This window comes from Stappia sp. TSB10GB4 (assembly GCF_900185745.1).
In the GTDB taxonomy this organism is placed as follows: Bacteria; Pseudomonadota; Alphaproteobacteria; order Rhizobiales; family Stappiaceae; genus Stappia.
Genome location: NZ_FYAV01000028.1, coordinates 85,022 through 102,051 on the forward strand (window position 1 = coordinate 85,022; position 17,030 = coordinate 102,051).

The 17,030-nt window shown below is 68.9% G+C and carries 12 protein-coding genes; 6 read left to right on the forward strand and 6 right to left on the reverse strand.

What is annotated here, in order from left to right; translation table 11 throughout:
• Positions 1-2: 2 nt before the first annotated feature.
• Entirely contained in the window at positions 3-455 is a 453-nt protein-coding gene (locus TSB10GB4_RS04045) for an NfeD family protein (RefSeq protein WP_208984428.1), read from the forward strand.
• Between the two features lie 140 nt (positions 456-595).
• Here the strand turns inward: TSB10GB4_RS04045 and TSB10GB4_RS04050 are convergent, their stop codons facing one another.
• The 3 genes from TSB10GB4_RS04050 to TSB10GB4_RS04060 form a co-directional block, all read right to left on the reverse strand.
• Entirely contained in the window at positions 596-1,447 is an 852-nt protein-coding gene (locus tag TSB10GB4_RS04050; protein ID WP_186390322.1) for a flagellar motor protein MotB, read from the reverse strand.
• Positions 1,448-1,474: 27 nt separating this feature from the next.
• Positions 1,475-2,242 (reverse strand): motility protein A, encoded by a 768-nt coding sequence (locus tag TSB10GB4_RS04055; RefSeq protein WP_186390323.1) that lies wholly within the window; start codon positions 2,240-2,242, stop codon positions 1,475-1,477.
• 155 nt (positions 2,243-2,397) lie between these two features.
• Positions 2,398-3,405, reverse strand: a complete 1,008-nt coding sequence (locus tag TSB10GB4_RS04060) for an SIS domain-containing protein (RefSeq protein ID WP_186394658.1) — start codon at positions 3,403-3,405, stop codon at positions 2,398-2,400.
• A 221-nt stretch (positions 3,406-3,626) separates the two neighbouring features.
• Here TSB10GB4_RS04060 and TSB10GB4_RS04065 point away from each other — a divergent pair, with 221 nt between their 5' ends.
• The 3 genes from TSB10GB4_RS04065 to TSB10GB4_RS04075 all read left to right on the forward strand — a co-directional run bounded on the left by TSB10GB4_RS04065 (position 3,627) and on the right by TSB10GB4_RS04075 (position 7,187).
• Positions 3,627-5,117 (forward strand): outer membrane beta-barrel protein, encoded by a 1,491-nt coding sequence (locus TSB10GB4_RS04065; protein ID WP_186394659.1) that lies wholly within the window; start codon positions 3,627-3,629, stop codon positions 5,115-5,117.
• A 140-nt stretch (positions 5,118-5,257) separates the two neighbouring features.
• Entirely contained in the window at positions 5,258-6,493 is a 1,236-nt protein-coding gene (locus TSB10GB4_RS04070) for a lytic murein transglycosylase (protein WP_186394660.1), read from the forward strand.
• A gap of 4 nt (positions 6,494-6,497) precedes the next feature.
• Complete coding sequence (locus TSB10GB4_RS04075; RefSeq protein ID WP_186394661.1) at positions 6,498-7,187, forward strand: helix-turn-helix transcriptional regulator; 690 nt, start codon at positions 6,498-6,500, stop codon at positions 7,185-7,187.
• On the opposite strand, the gene TSB10GB4_RS04080 is transcribed toward TSB10GB4_RS04075, so the two are convergent.
• Entirely contained in the window at positions 7,139-7,534 is a 396-nt protein-coding gene (locus tag TSB10GB4_RS04080; protein WP_186394662.1) for a VOC family protein, read from the reverse strand. The genes TSB10GB4_RS04075 and TSB10GB4_RS04080 overlap by 49 nt on opposite strands.
• Before the next feature lie 175 nt (positions 7,535-7,709).
• On the opposite strand from TSB10GB4_RS04080, the gene TSB10GB4_RS04085 reads away from it, so the two are divergent.
• Entirely contained in the window at positions 7,710-8,918 is a 1,209-nt protein-coding gene (locus tag TSB10GB4_RS04085) for a DUF459 domain-containing protein (protein WP_186394663.1), read from the forward strand.
• Between the two features lie 150 nt (positions 8,919-9,068).
• Positions 9,069-10,388, forward strand: coding sequence for a methyl-accepting chemotaxis protein (locus TSB10GB4_RS04090; protein ID WP_208984420.1), 1,320 nt, complete (start codon positions 9,069-9,071; stop codon positions 10,386-10,388).
• Between the two features lie 238 nt (positions 10,389-10,626).
• Here the strand turns inward: TSB10GB4_RS04090 and TSB10GB4_RS04095 are convergent, their stop codons facing one another.
• Together TSB10GB4_RS04095 and gltB are read right to left on the reverse strand one after the other, a co-directional pair.
• Positions 10,627-12,057: a glutamate synthase subunit beta gene (locus TSB10GB4_RS04095; protein ID WP_186390330.1), complete on the reverse strand. Its 1,431-nt coding sequence runs from the start codon at positions 12,055-12,057 to the stop codon at positions 10,627-10,629.
• A gap of 15 nt (positions 12,058-12,072) precedes the next feature.
• Complete coding sequence (gene gltB, locus TSB10GB4_RS04100; protein WP_186394694.1) at positions 12,073-16,791, reverse strand: glutamate synthase large subunit; 4,719 nt, start codon at positions 16,789-16,791, stop codon at positions 12,073-12,075.
• Positions 16,792-17,030: the final 239 nt, after the last annotated feature.

Genomic DNA, 17,030 nt, shown 5'->3' on the forward strand with positions numbered 1-17,030 from the left:
GCCTGGTCGAACGCATCGTCATGGAAATAGGGCCGTGGCTGTGGTGGATCGTCGGCCTGTTGCTGCTCGGCCTGGAGGTGCTCGCTCCCGGCACGTTCTTCCTGTGGTTCGGCCTCGCGGCCATCGTCGTCGGCACGCTGGCGATCATGATCGACATGCCCTGGCAGCTCGAGATCGTGCTGTTCGGTCTGCTGTCCGTCGCCAGCGTGCTGGTCGGACGGACCTATATGCGCCGCCAGGGCAGCGAGGGCGACGAAGCCGGGCTGAACCGGCGCGGCGCTCGCCTCGTCGGCCGCGAATTCGTGCTGACCGCCCCGATTTCCGGCGGCCAGGGTTCGGTGCGGGTGGACGACAGCGTCTGGCGGGTCAGCGGGCTGGACTGCCCGGCCGGCACCAGGGTCCGGGTGGTCGGCATCGACGGCAGCGCGCTGGTGGTGGTGCCGGTCGAGGCTTGACGCGACCGCCAGCGACCGGCTTCGCCGCCGTTTCACGTTCATTGCCGTTCAAGGCGGCTCGACACGCGCGAAAGGGCCGGAAATTCCGGCCCTTTTGTGGTTTCTGCCTTGCCGCCCCGGCTGTTCCGGTGCCCGCCCCCTTACGGATTGTGGCCGAGCGGGATCGGCGGCTCCTCGCGCATCAACAGGATGCCGATGCGGCGGTTGGCGGCGAGATAGGGATCGTTGGGAAACAGCGGTTCGCTGTCGGCCTTGCCGACGACGCCATAGAAGCGGTCGGCCGGCACGCCGAATTCGGCGAGGATCTGGCGTGCGGCATTGGCCCGGTCGGCCGACAGTTCCCAGTTGGTATAGCCGGGATTGAGCGGGATGCCGCCGGAGGTGGTGTGACCGGTGATCTGCACCCGGTTCGGCATGCGGGCGATCACGGGCGCCATCCGGGCGATCAGCCGGCGGGTCAGGTCATAGGGGTATTTCGAGCCTTCCGGGAACATCGAGCGCCCGTCCTGGTCGACCAGGCTGATGTTCAGGCCTTCGTCGGTCTCCTCCAGAATGATGTTGGACGAGACTTCGGTGATGTCCGGCATTTCCTGCCAGGCCTGGCGCAGCGAGGCGGCGGCGGTGGCGAACTGGCGCGGCTTCTCGATCTCGGCCTTGCGCACGTCGTGGGTGTTGGCCTCCGGCCCCTGCTTGCGCCGCTGCTCGTGGCGCTCCTGCGCGAAGTCGGAATCGAGCTCTTCGGGAACCCGGCTGATATCCTTCATGTAATCGCGGACGGGAATGCCCTCGACCTCGATGATGCCGGTGCGCCGGGCCGTCTCCTTGACGCCGAAGGCCTCGCGCATCGAGCCGGCGACCACCTGCAGCTTCTGCTTGTCCTGGATCGAGAAGGAGATGATCAGCACGAAGAAGCAGACGAGCAGGGACATCAGGTCGGCGAAGGTGACCAGCCACTCCGGGGCGCCGCCGCCTGCTTTTTTCTTTCTGGACATGGGGCGCCGCTCTCCGTCGCGTCTTGATCAGGCGGCTTCCGCGAACTCGGCGCGAGCCTTTTCCGGCAGATAGGCGATCAGCATGTCGCGGATCAGCGCCGGGCTCTTGTTCTCGCGGATCTGCAGGATGCCGTCGATGACGAGGGTCTGGTTGACCTCCTCGGTCTCGAACTTGGAATCGAGCTTGTCGACCAGCGGCAGGCAGACGATGTTGGCGATCAAGGCGCCGTAGAGGGTCGTCAGCAGCGCGATGGCCATCGACGGGCCGATGGTCGAGGGATCGTCCATGGTCGCGAGCATCTGCACCAGGCCGACCAGGGTGCCGATCATGCCGAAGGCGGGGGCGGAATCGCCCAGCGCCTTGAACACCTTGCGTCCCTCCTGCAGGCGGTCGAGATACAGGTCGCGGTCGCGCTCCATGGCGTTGCGGATGAACGGGCCTTCGTAGCCGTCGGCGATGTATTGCACGCCCTTGGCCAGGGTCGGGTCGCTCACCTCGACATTTTCCAGCCCCAGCGGGCCGGACTTGCGGACGACGTCGGCGAGGGTGCTGATCTCCTCGATCAGGTCGCGCGGGTTGGACTTCTTGTGGGTGAAGGCGACCTTGCTGCCGACGACGAAGGCGCCGCCGATCCCGGCGAGCGGAAAGCGCACCAGCGTCGCGGCGGACGCACCGCCGATCACGATCAGGATCGAGGGCATGTCGATGAATTGCGTGATGTTGCCGCCGACGAAAATGGCGGCGATCACGACCGCAAATGCCGCGATGATACCGATGATCGAACCGAGATCCATGCCCTGCAACTCTCCGAAAGCCGTCAGGCCCGGTGGCGGACCCGAGACGATCATAGGCAGGCGAGGCTAATCAATCCCTAAACCGGGCGCAGGTTGTCGTCTCCAGCTTGGAAAAAATCCCGAGGGATCCACGCGCGATGCAGGGGGACGCGACGTCAGGCTACCCCGTGTCGCAGCAGATCGTGCAGGTGAATGATGCCGACCGGCCGGCCGTCCTCGACGACGAAGACGGCGGTGATCGAGGCGCGGTTGATGAATTCCACCGCCGAGGCGAGCAGCATGTCGCCCGGAATCGACTTCGGCGCCCGGGTCATGACGTCGCCGGCGGTCTTGTCGAGGAAGTCGTGGCTGAGATGGCGGCGCAGGTCGCCGTCGGTGATGATGCCGGTCAGCAGGCCCGCCGCATCGACGATGCCGAGCACGCCGAATCCCTTGCGGGTGATCAGCACGATGGCATCGCGCATGCTGGTCGCCGGGGTGGCGAGCGGCAGCTTGTCGCCGCCATGCATGATGTCGCGGGCATGCAGCAGGCTGGCGCCGAGACGGCCGCCGGGATGGTAGACCTTGAAATCCTGGGCGGTGAAGCCGCGCGCCTCCAGCAGGGCGATGGCGAGCGCGTCGCCGGTCGCCATCTGCAGGATGGTGGAGGTGGTCGGGGCAAGACCGTGCGGGCAGGCTTCCTCCACTTTCGGCAGGGCGAGGACGATGTCGGCGGCCGCGCCGAGGGCGCTTTCGGCGCGCGAGGTGATGGCGACCAGCGGCACCTTGAAGCGGCGGGTATAGGCGATGGTGGCGGCGAGTTCCTGGGTTTCGCCCGACCAGGACAGGGCCAGCACCACGTCGTTGTCGGTGATCATGCCGAGGTCGCCATGACTGGCTTCGGCGGCATGGACGAAGGAGGCGGGGGTGCCGGTGGAGGCGAGGGTCGCGGCGATCTTGGCGCCGACATGGCCGCTCTTGCCAAGACCGGTGACGATCACCCGGCCGCGGGCGGCGGCGATCGTCGCCACCGCCTCGGAAAAGGGCTGCGATAGGCCGTTGCCGAGCGCCGCCTTGAGGATCTCGAGCCCTTGCGCCTCCGTCGCGATCGTCCGCAGCGCGGAGGCGCAGGCGTCCTGACCGCCGCCGGCCGGCAGGGTGGTGAGGGTCAAGGGTGCGGTCATGGGTGCGGGTCCGGCGATCTCGATGTTGGGTTGCGCCCGTCTTACCTCCGGGGAAGGGGCGAGCGCAAGGGCGGCGGGCGAGGCGAGAGGCGCGAGCCTAACGCTCCGTTAACCCTAACAGACCATTATCATGGCAAAAGTTGGCCGCAGCCCGGCGGTTCCGGCGCTTGCGGCCTGTCGTAGCCGGCCCGGTGCCCCGGCCTGCCGTATCTGGACGAAGCATGACACGTCGCGCCCTTTCCGTCGTCGCCGTTCTGGCCCTGCTCGCCGCGCAGGTGCCGATGGCCGCGCGCGTCGGCGCGCAGGAAAGCGGCGGTTTCGGCGGCGGGTTCGGGTCGGCGGCGGATGTCGACGCGGAGGACGACACCGATCCGCTCGCCCGCCAGGACGGGGTGGCGCCGCTTGGGCGGACCGGCACCCGCGGGTCGATCTCGGAGATCGGGCCGGGCGCGGGCGAGAGCGCGCAGGGCCTTGCGACCGGCGGGCGCGCCGCACCGGCGCAGCCCTTCGCCGAGCGGCTGCGGGCGGTGCAGCGGCGCGGGCCGATCGGTGGCGGCGGCCGCGTGACGAACACCGCCTATGCCGGCGACACCACCCGCGACGAGCCGCGCGGCATGCGCGTCGGCTCGTTCCTGCTCTATCCCGAGCTCTTTACCGGGCTCGGCTGGTCGGACAACCGGGCGAACAGCGCCAAGGGCGATGGCGGCGCGGTCTATCGCATCGCCCCGAGCCTCAGGGTGCAGTCGGACTGGTCGCGCCACAGTTTCGGCCTCAATTTCCGCGGCAGCTATACCGGCTATCCCGACAGCAGCCTGAAGGCGGACCCGAACGTGACGGCGGACGCCCTGTTGCGGCTGGAGGCGGGGGAGCGCAGCGACATCGGCATTTCCGGGCGCTACGGCCTGTCGATGCAGGATCGCGGTACGGCCGAGGCGGCGGGCGGCGACCGGGAAGTGCACGATCTGGGCGCCGGGCTGTCGCTGCGCCGCGATCTCGGCCTCGTCGGCGCGGAGCTGCGCGGCCAGGTGGATTCGACCCATTACACCGGCACCGGCGGGGGGCCGTCCAATCGCGACCGCGACAACGCGCTGGTCACCGCGACCCTGCGCGTCGACGGCAACACCGGCGCGGCGGTGACGCCCTTCGCCGAAGGGAGCCTGTTCGCCCGCCGCTACATGGATCGCTGCACCGACCCGATGCTGTGCGAGGATCGCGACTCCACCGGCTACGGCCTGCGCACCGGCCTTGCCTTCGACAATGGCGGCAAGATCTCCGGCGACATCGCCGTCGGCTGGCGCAGCGAGACGCTGAAGGACAAGCGCCTTGCCCGGCTGGAGGGGCTGACGGTGGACGGATCGCTGGTCTGGTCGCCGACCCGCCTGACCACGGTGACGGCGCTCGCCAGCACCAATTTCTCGCCGTCCTCGCTGGCCGGCACGCCGGGCTCGGTCACCTATACCGGCGACCTCCGGCTGGCGCATGGCTTCAGCGAGGCGCTGAGCGGCGAGGTCGGCGTCGGCTATACCTGGCGCGACTATACCGGCCTCGTGCTGACCGAGCAGGAGGCGCGGGCGACCACCGCGCTGACATGGGCCCTGACGTCCAACGTCGCGTTGCAGGGCCGCTACACGTTCCGCCGGTTCATTTCGAGCAACTCGGGATCGAGCTACAATTCGAATGCGATCGAGGCGGGGGTGAGATTCCGGCACTGAACCATACTTGCCGACGGGGATGGCGCCGCCGCCCGTCGGTTCGGTCCGGAAATCCGGGGCGAAATCCGGGGCGTCGGGGGGCGAGGGAACGGGTCTGCGGGACGAGCGGGCCGTTCCACCGGGAGACGACAGGAGTGTTGATGTTCTTGCTTCAAAGTCATGCAAGGGGCGCCGTCCGCACCGCTCGGCGGCTGGCCGGTGCCCTCGGGCTTGCCCTGGTGCTGTGCCTGCCCTCCGGCACGGCCAAGGCCGATCCCGGCTTCACCGCCTTTGTGGACTCGTTCTGGCCGACCGCCCGCGAGGCCGGCGTGTCGCAGGCCACCTATCGCCGCGCCTTCCAGGGGGTTGTCCCCGATCCGGATACGATCAGGCTGATGAATCGTCAGTCGGAATTCGTCAAGCCGATCTGGGAATACCTCGATACGGCCGTCTCCGACACGCGGGTGGAGAAGGGACGCGAGATGCTGGCGACCTATGCCCGCGAACTCGCCGTCATCGAGAACCGCTACGGCGTCGAGCGCCACGCGGTGGTGGCGATCTGGGGCATGGAGACGAATTACGGCTCCTTCATGGGCCAGCACTATGTGGTGCGGGCGCTGGCGACGCTCGCCTATGCCGCGCCGCGCCGGCGCGAGTTCTGGCAGCGCGAGCTGGTGACGGCATTGCAGATCCTGGAGGCCGGCCATGTCGCCCCCGACCGCATGGAAGGGTCGTGGGCGGGCGCCATGGGGCACACCCAGTTCATGCCCTCGAGCTGGAAGCAATATGCCGCCGACTATGATGGCGACGGCCGCCGCGACATCTGGACCAACATCCCCGATGCGCTGGCCTCCACCGCCAACTACCTGAAACGGCACGGCTGGCAGAGCGGCAAGACCTGGGGCTACGAGGTCGAGCTGCCGCGCGGCTTCGACTACACGCTCGCCGACACCGACCGCTCGATCGCCGACTGGGCGCGGCTCGGCGTGCGCCGTCCGGGCGGGCGCGACTTCCCGCGTCCGTCCGACAATGCCGAGCTGGTGCTGCCGGCCGGCGCCTCCGGCCCGGCCTTCCTGATGCTGAAGAATTTCTTCGTCATCAAGCGCTACAACAACGCCACCGCCTATGCGCTGGCCGTCGGCCATCTGGCCGACCGGATCCGCGGCGGCGGGCCGTTCGTTCATGCGTGGCGGCGCGACGCGCTGCCGCTGTCGCGGCCGCAGGCGGAGGAATTGCAGACGCTGCTCAACCGGCGCGGCTTTTCCGTCGGCACCGCCGACGGCCAGGTCGGCCCGGCGACCCGGCGGGGCATCCGTGCCTATCAGACATCGGCCGGCCTGATCCCCGACGGCTATGCCTCGGTGGCTCTGCTGGAGCATATCCGCAACGGGCGGTAAGCGGATGGCGGACGCGGCCGATTTCCTTGCCTGGCGGCATGTGGCGGCGGGCACCGAGCGCGCGCCGGTCCTGCCCGACGGCTGCCGCGACGTGCTGGTGCTGCATGTGCCGGGAGCCGCGCCGCGGGTGCTGCTGACCGGCCTCGACCTTGGCCCGCGCATCGCCGTGCTGGCCGCCGGAACGCGGATCGACGGCTACCGGCTGCGGCCGGGGGCGGCCGTCGGGCCGGCGGAGCTTGAGGCCATCGCCCGCGATGCTGTCCTCGGGCCGGGCGACGGGGCGGCGGACATCCTCGGCAATGCCCTGGCCGCGCGGGCGGCAAGGCCGGACGATGTGGATGCGGCGATCCGGCTGCTGGCCGGACCGGACGCGACCCTTGCCTCGGTCGCCGGCAGCCTCGGCCTGTCGCCGCGTTCGCTGCAGCGGCGGTTTCGCGAGCGGGGCCTGCCGCCGCCCGATCTCTGGCGGCTGCTCGGCCGGGTTCGGCGGGCGGCCGGCCGGCTCGACGGCGAGATGCCGCTGGCCGGCATTGCCGGGGACTGCGGCTTTGCCGACCAGGCGCATATGACGCGGGAGTTCCGCCGCTGGTTCGGCGCAAGTCCCGAGCGGCTGCGCCGGCACCGCGCCCTGCTGGAGCTTGCCCGTCAGCCGGCGCTGGGCAACTGGACCGGCGAGCAGATTTCCACCAGGTAGCCGTTGGGATCGCCGACATAGGCGGTGGTCTGTCCCCAGTCCTCCTCGCGCACATCCTGCAGCAGCGTGGCGCCGGCGGCGAGGGCGCGGTCCAGCGCCGCGCGCACGTCGTCCGTCTCGAAGGCAAGCTCGAAGACGGGCGCCTTCGGCTCGGCCCGGCCCGGCGTCTTGCCGAGGCGGTGCATCAGGGCCTTGGAGGAAAAAGCGAGGCGGGTCTCGCCGGTCGCAAGCTCGCCATAGTCGCCGCTGTCATGCAGGAAACCGCGCGAAAGGGCGAAGGCGCGCTCGTAGAAATCGAGCGTTGCCGGAACGTCTTCGACATAGAGAATGGTGTATCTGAGGATCATCGCCGGTTCCAGGAAAGGGGTTTCGGGCATGGGTTTGGGCAAGGGTTCGGGGCGCAGTCTCGCAGAGGCGGCGGCGGCCGTCTTGAAGGATCGCGACAGGCGAGACGGAGCAACAAGGAATGGCGCGCGCGGGCCATCTATTCCCTTCCCCCCGGAACGGGCTTAAAATCGCGCCATGAAGATCCGCTCGCTCCGTCCCGTCAGGCCGTCTCCCGCATCGCGTGGACCGTGGGCGCGCGGGCGTGCGCGCCTTGCCGCCCTGGTGGCGCTGGTCACCGCCCTGTGCCTGTTGCTGCCCGAGCCGGGAGCGGACCTTTCGGCGCCCTTCGGCCCGGCGGCGGCGCTGGCGCAGTCGCGGCCGATCGTGCAGCCGGGAGATACGCGCGACACCGGCTTCCATCCGCTGTCGCCCTTGCTGCGCCTGTTCGGCGTCGACAACAGCCGTCGGCGGACGCGCATCGAGGAGCTGCCGCCGCGCCAGCAGATGCGGCCCCAGCCGACGCGCGAGCCGGCCCGGCCGGTCGTGATCGAAGTGCCGAAAGAGGCGGACGCGCGCTCGATCCTGGTGGTCGGCGGCGCGCTGGCGGGCGAGCTTGCGGAAGGGCTGGAGGCGACCTACGCGGAGGTGCCGTCGGTGCGTGTCGACAGGCTGTCGCTCGCCGATGCGGGGCTGGCCGGCGCCGGCCCCGGCGTGCTCGTCGACCGGATCCGCGGCGCCGTCCAAGGGCGCAACAGGATGGCGGCGATCGTCATCCTGATCGGCTCGCTCGACGTGCGCGACATCGCCACGGACAGCGGCGGCGCGGCGTTCCGCAGCGATGCCTGGAACGCCATTTACGGCCAGCGGGTCGGCCAGCTCATCGCCGCCGCGCGGGCGCAGCGCCTGCCGGTGCTGTGGGTCGGCCTGCCGCCGCCCAAGGGCGTGGCCCGGCGCGCCGATTTCGGCCATCTCAACACCGTCGCCAAGCAGCAGGTGGAGGCGGCCAACGCCATCTATGTCGATGTCTGGGACGTGTTCCTCGACGAGAACGGCGGCTATACGTCCTATGGGCCGGATGTCGCCGGAACGCGGCGGAAGCTTCGCTCCGACGAGGGCATCGGCTTCACCTGGCACGGGCGGCGCAAGATCGCCTTCTTCGTCGAGCGCCAGATCGCGCGGATCCTGGGATCGTCCGGGAGCTTCGCCTTCGACGGCGTCGACGACGACCCCGATTTCATCGTCCTGACCGGGCGCCAGGGCGCGCCGGAGACCATACTGGCCGGCGGCGCGGAGGCGGCGAACGAGCCGGTCGCCGACACGCCGCAATATCAGTTGATCGTCCAGGGCACGCCGATCCCGCCGCAGAACGGCCGGGTCGACGACTTCCGCGCCGCCACGCCCTGAGAGCGGCCGGCCGGATCGGTCGAATCGACCGAGACATTACCCAAATGTTCATGTTTCTGAGGCAGCTTGTCGGCGACGCAATCTAGCCCGGGTCCCGACATGGCCATTTCCCGTTCCTCTCCCTGGTCCCTCACGGTGATGGGCAGATTCATGCTCATGGTCGCGTCGGCAGCCCTGATCATGATGGGGGGAACGGGCTATGCCTTCTATGTCTTCCGTCATTCGCTGCTGTCGGCGCTGGGCGATCCGGCGCAGGCGCAGGAGTTTCTCGGTCCCACCGCGACGGCGAAGCTGGACGGCCTGATCCTCCACAACATGATCGAGATCGCGCTGGTCTGCACGCCGGTCGGCATCGCCTTCCTGGCGCTGGCCTTCTGGCTGGCGATGGGCGTGCGGCGGCCGCTGAAGGCGCTGCAGGAGGGGCTGGTCGCCCTGTCGGGAGGCGACTTCGGCATCACCGTCGCCGGCGCGGAGCGGCGCGACGAGATCGGCGCCATCGCCCGTTCGGTGGCGGATTTCCGTGTGCGGCTGTCGGAAAAGGCACAGCAGGACGCGCGCGCGGCGCTGGAACAGCAGGAGCAGATGGCGCATCAGCGCGGCGAGACGCTGCGGCAGGTCGCCTCCGAATTCGAGCAGACCGTCGGCGTCGTCGTGCTGCGGCTGGGCGATGCGGCCGGGCGCGTCGCGCATCTGACCAAGGATCTCGACGGGGCGGTCGACATGGCGACGAGCGCCGTCGACGAGGCCTCCGGCTCCTCGATCCAGGCCTCCAGCTCGGTCTCGACGGCGGCGGAAGCGGCCGACGAGATGACCCAGTCGATCCTGTCGATCGGCCGGGAGATGGAGCAGGCGGCGCAGATGGCGCGGGCGGCGGTGGAGGAATCCCGCTCCACCGACACGATCGTCGGGCGGCTGGCCGAGAGCGGGAGGGCGATCGGCGAGGTGGTCGACCTGATCAAGCAGATCGCCGACCAGACCAACCTTCTGGCGCTGAACGCCACCATCGAGGCGGCGCGGGCCGGGGAGATGGGCCGGGGCTTTGCCGTCGTTGCCAATGAAGTCAAGACCTTGGCCGGCCAGACCTCGCGCGCGACCGAGGATATCTCGCAGCAGGTCGAGGCGGTGCAGCAGGTCTCCGAACAGGCGGTCGGGGCGATCCGCTCGATCGCCGGAACGGTGGAGCGCATCCACGCGATTTCCGACACGATCCTGCAGTCGGTGCAGAAGCAGATGGCGGCGACCGGCGAGATCAGCCAGAGCGTCGAGTTCGCGACGCAAAGCACCGAGAACGTCGCCTCCAGCATGGACGCGCTCGGCCGCGCCAGCGGCTCGACACGGGCGGCGGCGGACGAGATCCGCGGCGCGAGTTCCGAGCTTGCCGAGCTCTCCGAGGCGCTGCGCCAGCAGGTCGGCGGCTTCCTGTCGAGCATCCGCGACAGCTACGAGCCAGGCTCCTCGTGCGCCGCGTGAGGGCGGGGATAGCGAGCGGGCGGCGCGCCCGATGGCGGCGGGAACAAGACCCGTGCCGGCACGCCCGCGCGGCGGGGATAAAGAGGGTTCTGAGGCCTTGAGAAATTGAGAAAGGCGCCGCAAGCGGCGCCTTTCCCTTTGATATTGCTCATCTTTTTTTGAGACGATTTTGCAAAATCTTGCGAGATTTTGCGAAAACCCGTCTCAAACGGCCTCACGCGTCGCAAAATCGGCCCGGTCAGCGCGGCAGGTTGGAACTGCCGGTCAGGTGCAGGTCGATGGCCCGCGCCGCCTGGCGGCCCTCGCGGATCGCCCAGACCACCAGCGACTGGCCGCGGCGGACGTCGCCGGCGGCGAAGATGCCGTCGATCGAGGTCTTGTAGTCCTGGGTGTTGGCCTTGACGTTGGCACGGGCGTCGCGCTCGATGCTGTCTCCGAGCTCGGCGAGATAGGTGCCCTCCAGCGGACCGGCAAAGCCGATGGCGACCAGCACCAGCTCGGCGCGCAGGATGAACTCGCTGCCCGGGATCGGCCGGCGCTTCTCGTCGACGCGGGCGCATTTGACGCCGGTGACGTGGCCGTCCTCGCCGACGACGGCGAGGGTGGCGGCGGCGAACTCGCGCTCGGCGCCCTCGGCCTGGCTGGAGGAAGTGCGCATCTTGGTCGGCCAGTACGGCCACACCGTCAGCTTGTCCTCCTTCTCCGGCGGACGCTGGCGGATGTCGAGCTGGGTCACCGACAGGGCGCCCTGGCGGAACGAGGTGCCGACGCAGTCGGAGGCGGTGTCGCCGCCGCCGATGACGACGACATGCTTGCCGCCGGCCCAGTAGGGCGGTTCGGCCGTGACGTCCTCGCCGCCGACGCGGCGGTTCTGCTGGACCAGGAAGGGCATCGCGTACATGCAGCCCTGAAGGTCCATGCCCGGCAGCTCGGGATCGCGCGGGCGCTCGGCACCTGCGGTCAGCAGCACCGCGTCATGGCGCTGCTTGAGCTCGTCGACCGTCAGGTTGACGCCGACATTGGCGCCGTAATGGAAGACGACGCCCTCGCCCTCCATCTGCTCGACCCGGCGGTCGATATAGTGCTTCTCCATCTTGAAGTCGGGAATGCCGTAGCGCATCAGGCCGCCGGCGCGCGGCTCGCGCTCGTAGACATGCACCGTGTGGCCGGCGCGGGCGAGCTGCTGGGCGGCGGCAAGGCCGGCGGGACCGGAGCCGACGATGGCGACCGTCTTGCCGGTGCGGAACGGCGCCGGCTCGGGGCGGATCCACCCTTCGGCCCAGGCCTTGTCGGCAATCGCCTGTTCCACGGTCTTGATGGCGACCGGCGCGTCCTCGAGGTTCAGCGTGCAGGCTTCCTCGCAAGGGGCGGGGCAGATGCGGCCGGTGAACTCGGGGAAGTTGTTGGTCGAGTGCAGGTTGCGCGCCGCCTCTTCCCAGTCGCCGTTATAGACGAGGTCGTTCCAGTCCGGGATCTGGTTGTTGACCGGACAGCCGACGGGGCCATGGCAATAGGGCACGCCGCAATCCATGCAGCGGGCGGCCTGCCGCTCGACGTCCTTGTCGGCAAGCGGCAGGGTGAACTCGCGGAAATGGCGGATGCGGTCGGAGGCCGGCTGGTACTTCTGTTCCTGCCGGTCGATCTCCAGGAAACCGGTGACTTTTCCCATGATCTGTCGTCTCCCTTACTCGGCCGCCACCAGGCCGAGCCGCTTTTCTTCCATTTCCCTGAGGGCGCGGCGGTACTCGACCGGCATCACCTTCACGAATTTCGGGCGGAACTCGTCCCACCTCTCCAGGATCTCCTGCGCCCAGGCCGAGCCGGTATGGGCGATGTGGTTGGAGATGATCTGGCGCAGCCGCTCGTCGTCGTGCCGGGTCATGTCGGCCGACAGGTCGACGCGGCCCTTGTGCTCGATGTCGCCGCCATGGTGGTGGAGCTTCTCCAGGAGGTCGTCCTCCTCCGGGACCGGCTCGATGTCGACCATGGCGAGGTTGCAGCGGTTGCGGAACGAGCCGTCCTCGTCCAGCACATAGGCCACGCCGCCCGACATGCCAGCGGCGAAGTTGCGCCCGGTCCAGCCGAGCACGACGACGACACCGCCGGTCATGTATTCGCAGCCATGGTCGCCGACGCCCTCGACGACGGCGATGGCACCCGAGTTGCGCACCGCGAAACGCTCGCCGGCGATGCCGCGGATGTAGCATTCGCCCTCGGTCGCGCCGTAGAGCACGGTGTTGCCGGCGATGATCGAGTAGTCCGGATCGGCGGCGCTCTTCGGGTTCGGCCGGATCACCAGCTTGCCGCCGGCAAGGCCCTTGCCGACATAGTCGTTGGCATCGCCCTCCAGCGTCAGGCTGACGCCGCGCGCCAGGAAGGCGCCGAAGGCCTGGCCGGCGGTGCCGGTCAGCCGCACGTCGATGGTGCCGCCCTTCAGGCCCTTGTGGCCGTAGCGCCGCGCCACCTCGCCCGACAGCATCGCACCGGCGGAGCGGTCGACATTGCCGATGGTCTCGGTGATCACGACCGGCTCCTTGCGCTCCAGCGCCGGCGCGGCGGCGGCGATCAGGCGGCGGTCGAGCACGTCGTCGATCGGATGCTTCTGGCGCTGGGTCCAGCGCTTCTCCTCGGCCGGGGCCTCCGGCATGTGGAAGATACGCGAGAAGTCGAGGCCGCGGGCCTTCCAGTGGTCGATCGCCGTCTCCTGGTCGAGCAGGTCGGTGCGGCCGATCAGCTCCTCGAAGCGGGCGATGCCCATCGCGGCCATGATCTCGCGCACTTCCTCGGCGACGAAGAAGAAGTAGTTGACCACATGCTCGGGCGCGCCCTTGAAGCGCTTGCGCAGCACCGGATCCTGGGTGGCGATGCCGACCGGGCAGGTGTTGAGGTGGCACTTGCGCATCATGATGCAGCCGGCGGCGATCAGCGGCGCGGTCGAGAAGCCGAACTCGTCGGCACCGAGCAGCGCGCCGACGATGACGTCGCGCCCCGTTTTCAGGCCGCCATCGACCTGCAGGGCGATGCGCGAGCGCAGCCCGTTCAGCACCAGGGTCTGCTGGGTCTCGGCAAGGCCGATCTCCCAGGGGCTGCCGGCATGCTTGATCGAGGTCAGCGGCGAGGCGCCGGTGCCGCCGTCATAGCCGGACACGGTGATGTGGTCGGCGCGCGCCTTGGCGACGCCGGCGGCGACCGTGCCGACACCGACTTCCGACACCAGCTTGACCGAGATGTCGGCGACCGGGTTGACGTTCTTCAGGTCGTAGATGAGCTGCGCCAGATCCTCGATCGAATAGATGTCGTGATGCGGTGGCGGCGAGATCAGGCCGACGCCTTGCGTCGAGTGGCGGACCTTGGCGATCACCGCGTCGACCTTGTGGCCGGGCAACTGGCCGCCCTCGCCGGGCTTGGCGCCCTGGGCCACCTTGATCTGGATGACGTCGGAGTTGACCAGATAGTCGGTGGTCACGCCGAAGCGGCCCGAGGCGACCTGCTTGATCGCCGAGCGCATCGGGTTCTGCGAGCCGTCCGGCAGCGGCCGGTAGCGCTCCGGCTCCTCGCCGCCCTCGCCGGTGTTCGACTTGCCGCCGATCCGGTTCATGGCGACGGCGAGCGTCGAATGCGCCTCGCGCGAGATCGAGCCGAAGGACATGGCGCCGGTGGAAAAGCGCTTGACGATCTCGGCGGCCGGCTCGACCTCGTCGAGGGCGATCGGCGCGCGGCCGACATCCTCGGCGGTCTTGACGCGGAACAGCCCGCGGATGGTGAAGCGGCCGTTGTGCTCGTTGGTCTCGCGGGCGAACTCGCGATACTGGTCGGGCAGGTTGGAGCGCACCGCGTGCTGCAGGAAGGCGACGCCTTCCGGCGTCCACAGGTGGTTCTCGCCGCGCACCCGATAGGCATATTCGCCGCCGACATCGAGCGAGCGGCGCAGCACCGGCACGTCGGCGAAGGCGACGGCGTGGCGGCGGGTGGTCTCCTCGGCGACCTCGGCAAGGCCGATGCCCTCGATCATCGTCGCGGTGCCGAAGAAATACTCGTTGACGAAATCGGTCGACAGGCCGACCGCGTCGAAGATCTGGGCGCCGCAATAGGACTGGTAGGTCGAGATGCCCATCTTGGACATGACCTTGAGGATGCCCTTGTCGATCGACTTGATGTAGCGGTAGACGACCTCGTCGGCATCGACCTCTTCGGGAAAGTCGAGCTCGGCATGGAGCTGCAGCAGCGTCTCGAAGGCGAGATAGGGGTTGATCGCCTCCGCGCCGTAGCCGGCCAGCACGCAGAAGTGATGCACCTCGCGCGCCTCGCCGGTCTCCACCACCAGGCCGACCGAAGTGCGCAGGCCCTTGCGGATCAGGTGATGGTGCACGGCGGCCGTCGCCAGCAGCGCCGGAATGGCGATGCGGCCGCGGCTGACCAGCCGGTCGGACAGGATGACGATGTTGTAGCCGTTGGTGACCGCCTTCTCGGCATGGGCGCACAGGTTGTCGAGCGCCTCGCGCATGCCCGCCGCGCCCTTGGCCGCGCCATAGGTGATGTCCAGCGTCTTGGCCGAGAACTGGTTGTCGGCGGTGTCGCCGATGGTGCGGATCTTCTCCAGATCGTCATTGGTGAGGATCGGCTGGCGCACCTCCAGACGCTTGGAGGTGGCGAGGCCCTTGAGGTCGAACAGGTTCGGCCGCGGCCCGATGAAGGAGACGAGGCTCATCACCAGCTCCTCGCGGATCGGGTCGATCGGCGGGTTGGTGACCTGGGCGAAGTTCTGCTTGAAATAGGTGTAGAGCAGCTTCGGCTTGTCCGACAGGGCGGAGATCGGCGTGTCGGTGCCCATCGAGCCGATGGCTTCCTGGCCGACGGTCGCCATCGGCTGCATCAGGAGCTTGATGTCCTCCTGGGTGTAGCCGAAGGCCTGCTGGCGGTCGAGCAGGGTCTCGGCGGCGACCGGCGCGCGGCCGCGCACCGCCGGCATCTCCTCCAGCACGATCTGGGTGCGGTGCAGCCAGTCCTTGTAGGGGTTGGCGGTGGAGAGCTGGCGCTTGATCTCCTCGTCGGAAATGATCCGGCCTTCCCGGAGATCGATCAAGAGCATCTTGCCCGGCTGCAGCCGCCACTTGCGGATGATCTTCTCCTCCGGCACCGGCAGCACGCCGACCTCGGAGGACATGATGACGAAGTCGTCGTCGGTGACGACGTAGCGGGCCGGGCGCAGGCCGTTGCGGTCGAGGGTCGCGCCGATCTGGCGGCCATCGGTGAAGGCGACGGCGGCCGGCCCGTCCCACGGCTCCATCAGAGCGGCGTGATACTCGTAGAAGGCCCGCAGGTTCTCGTCCATGAGCGGGTTGCCGGCCCAGGCCTCGGGGATCAGCATCATCGCCGCATGGGCGAGCGAATAGCCGCCGCGCACCAGGAACTCGAGCGCGTTGTCGAAGCAGGCGGTGTCGGACTGGCCCTCGTAGGAGATCGGCCACAGCTTGGTGATGTCGTCGCCGAACAGGGGCGAGGAGACGCTGGCCTGGCGCGCGGCCATCCAGTTGACGTTGCCGCGCAACGTGTTGATCTCGCCGTTATGGGCGACCATCCGGTAGGGATGGGCGAGATCCCAGGACGGGAAGGTGTTGGTCGAGAAGCGCTGGTGGACGAGCGCCAGCGCCGAGGCGAAGCGCGGGTCCTTCAGGTCGGCGTAATAGGCGCCGAGCTGATAGGCGAGGAACATGCCCTTGTAGACCAGCGTCCGGCTCGACAGCGAGACGATGTAGAAGCCGCGGCCGACCGCGTCGGTCTCGGCGCGGATGGTGTTGGAGATCACCTTGCGCAGCACGAAGAGGCGGCGCTCGAAATCGTCCTCGGTCTCGCAGTCGCGGCAGGCGATGAAGACCTGGCGCGAGCGAGGCTCGGTCGCGGCGATGTCCGGTGCCTTGGACAGCGAGGAATTGTCGACCGGCACGTCGCGCCAGCCAAGGCAGGCCTGGCCTTCGGCGTTGATGACGCGCTCGACGATCTCCTCGCAGCGGCGGCGCAGCGCCGCGTCCTGCGGCAGGAACAGGAAGCCGACGCCGTAGCGGCCCTTTTCGGGCAGGTCGATGCCGAGGTCCTTCGCCTCGGCCACGAAGAAGTCGTGCGGGATCTGCACCAGCATGCCGGCGCCGTCGCCCATCAACGGGTCGGCGCCGACCGCGCCGCGATGGGTGAGGTTTTCCAGCACCTGCAACCCGTCGGCAATGATGCGGTGGGAGGCGACGCCCTTGAGATGGGCGACGAAGCCGACGCCGCAGGCATCATGCTCGCGCGCGGGATTGTAGAGGCCGACGCGCGCGGCCTCCGCGCGTCGCTCGTTCAGCGTTTTGCGGGCAGTCGTCGCTTTGGCCGGTGCGGTTTCGGTCACGAAGTCCAGCGCCTCGATCATCGCTTCGGTCTTGCTCATGTCTGCCCTCTTTCATCCTGCGCCGGGACCGTCCTTCTCCGTTCGGGTCGCGCTCGCTCGTGATCGAGGAGCCCGGCTCGTCCGTCGAACGGGCGTTCGCCCTGACGCTGACCAGTGAAGCGGACCTGCCCTTCGGTCCGCCTTTTCCGGCGGTTCGTGTCCCTCGCGGGACGTGCCGTCGGCATCTTCCTGCCGGTGCCGCGCAACAGCGCTGCACCGGT

Coding starts and splice junctions, on each gene's coding strand:
- TSB10GB4_RS04050 (WP_186390322.1), bottom strand. CDS start 1,447: ATGTCCAGAAAGAAAAAAGCAGGCGGCGGCGCCCCGGAGTGGCTGGTC.
- TSB10GB4_RS04055 (WP_186390323.1), bottom strand. CDS start 2,242: ATGGATCTCGGTTCGATCATCGGTATCATCGCGGCATTTGCGGTCGTG.
- TSB10GB4_RS04060 (WP_186394658.1), bottom strand. CDS start 3,405: ATGACCGCACCCTTGACCCTCACCACCCTGCCGGCCGGCGGCGGTCAG.
- TSB10GB4_RS04065 (WP_186394659.1), top strand. CDS start 3,627: ATGACACGTCGCGCCCTTTCCGTCGTCGCCGTTCTGGCCCTGCTCGCC.
- TSB10GB4_RS04070 (WP_186394660.1), top strand. CDS start 5,258: ATGTTCTTGCTTCAAAGTCATGCAAGGGGCGCCGTCCGCACCGCTCGG.
- TSB10GB4_RS04075 (WP_186394661.1), top strand. CDS start 6,498: ATGGCGGACGCGGCCGATTTCCTTGCCTGGCGGCATGTGGCGGCGGGC.
- TSB10GB4_RS04080 (WP_186394662.1), bottom strand. CDS start 7,534: ATGATCCTCAGATACACCATTCTCTATGTCGAAGACGTTCCGGCAACG.
- TSB10GB4_RS04085 (WP_186394663.1), top strand. CDS start 7,710: ATGAAGATCCGCTCGCTCCGTCCCGTCAGGCCGTCTCCCGCATCGCGT.
- TSB10GB4_RS04090 (WP_208984420.1), top strand. CDS start 9,069: ATGCTCATGGTCGCGTCGGCAGCCCTGATCATGATGGGGGGAACGGGC.
- TSB10GB4_RS04095 (WP_186390330.1), bottom strand. CDS start 12,057: ATGGGAAAAGTCACCGGTTTCCTGGAGATCGACCGGCAGGAACAGAAG.
- gltB (WP_186394694.1), bottom strand. CDS start 16,791: ATGATCGAGGCGCTGGACTTCGTGACCGAAACCGCACCGGCCAAAGCG.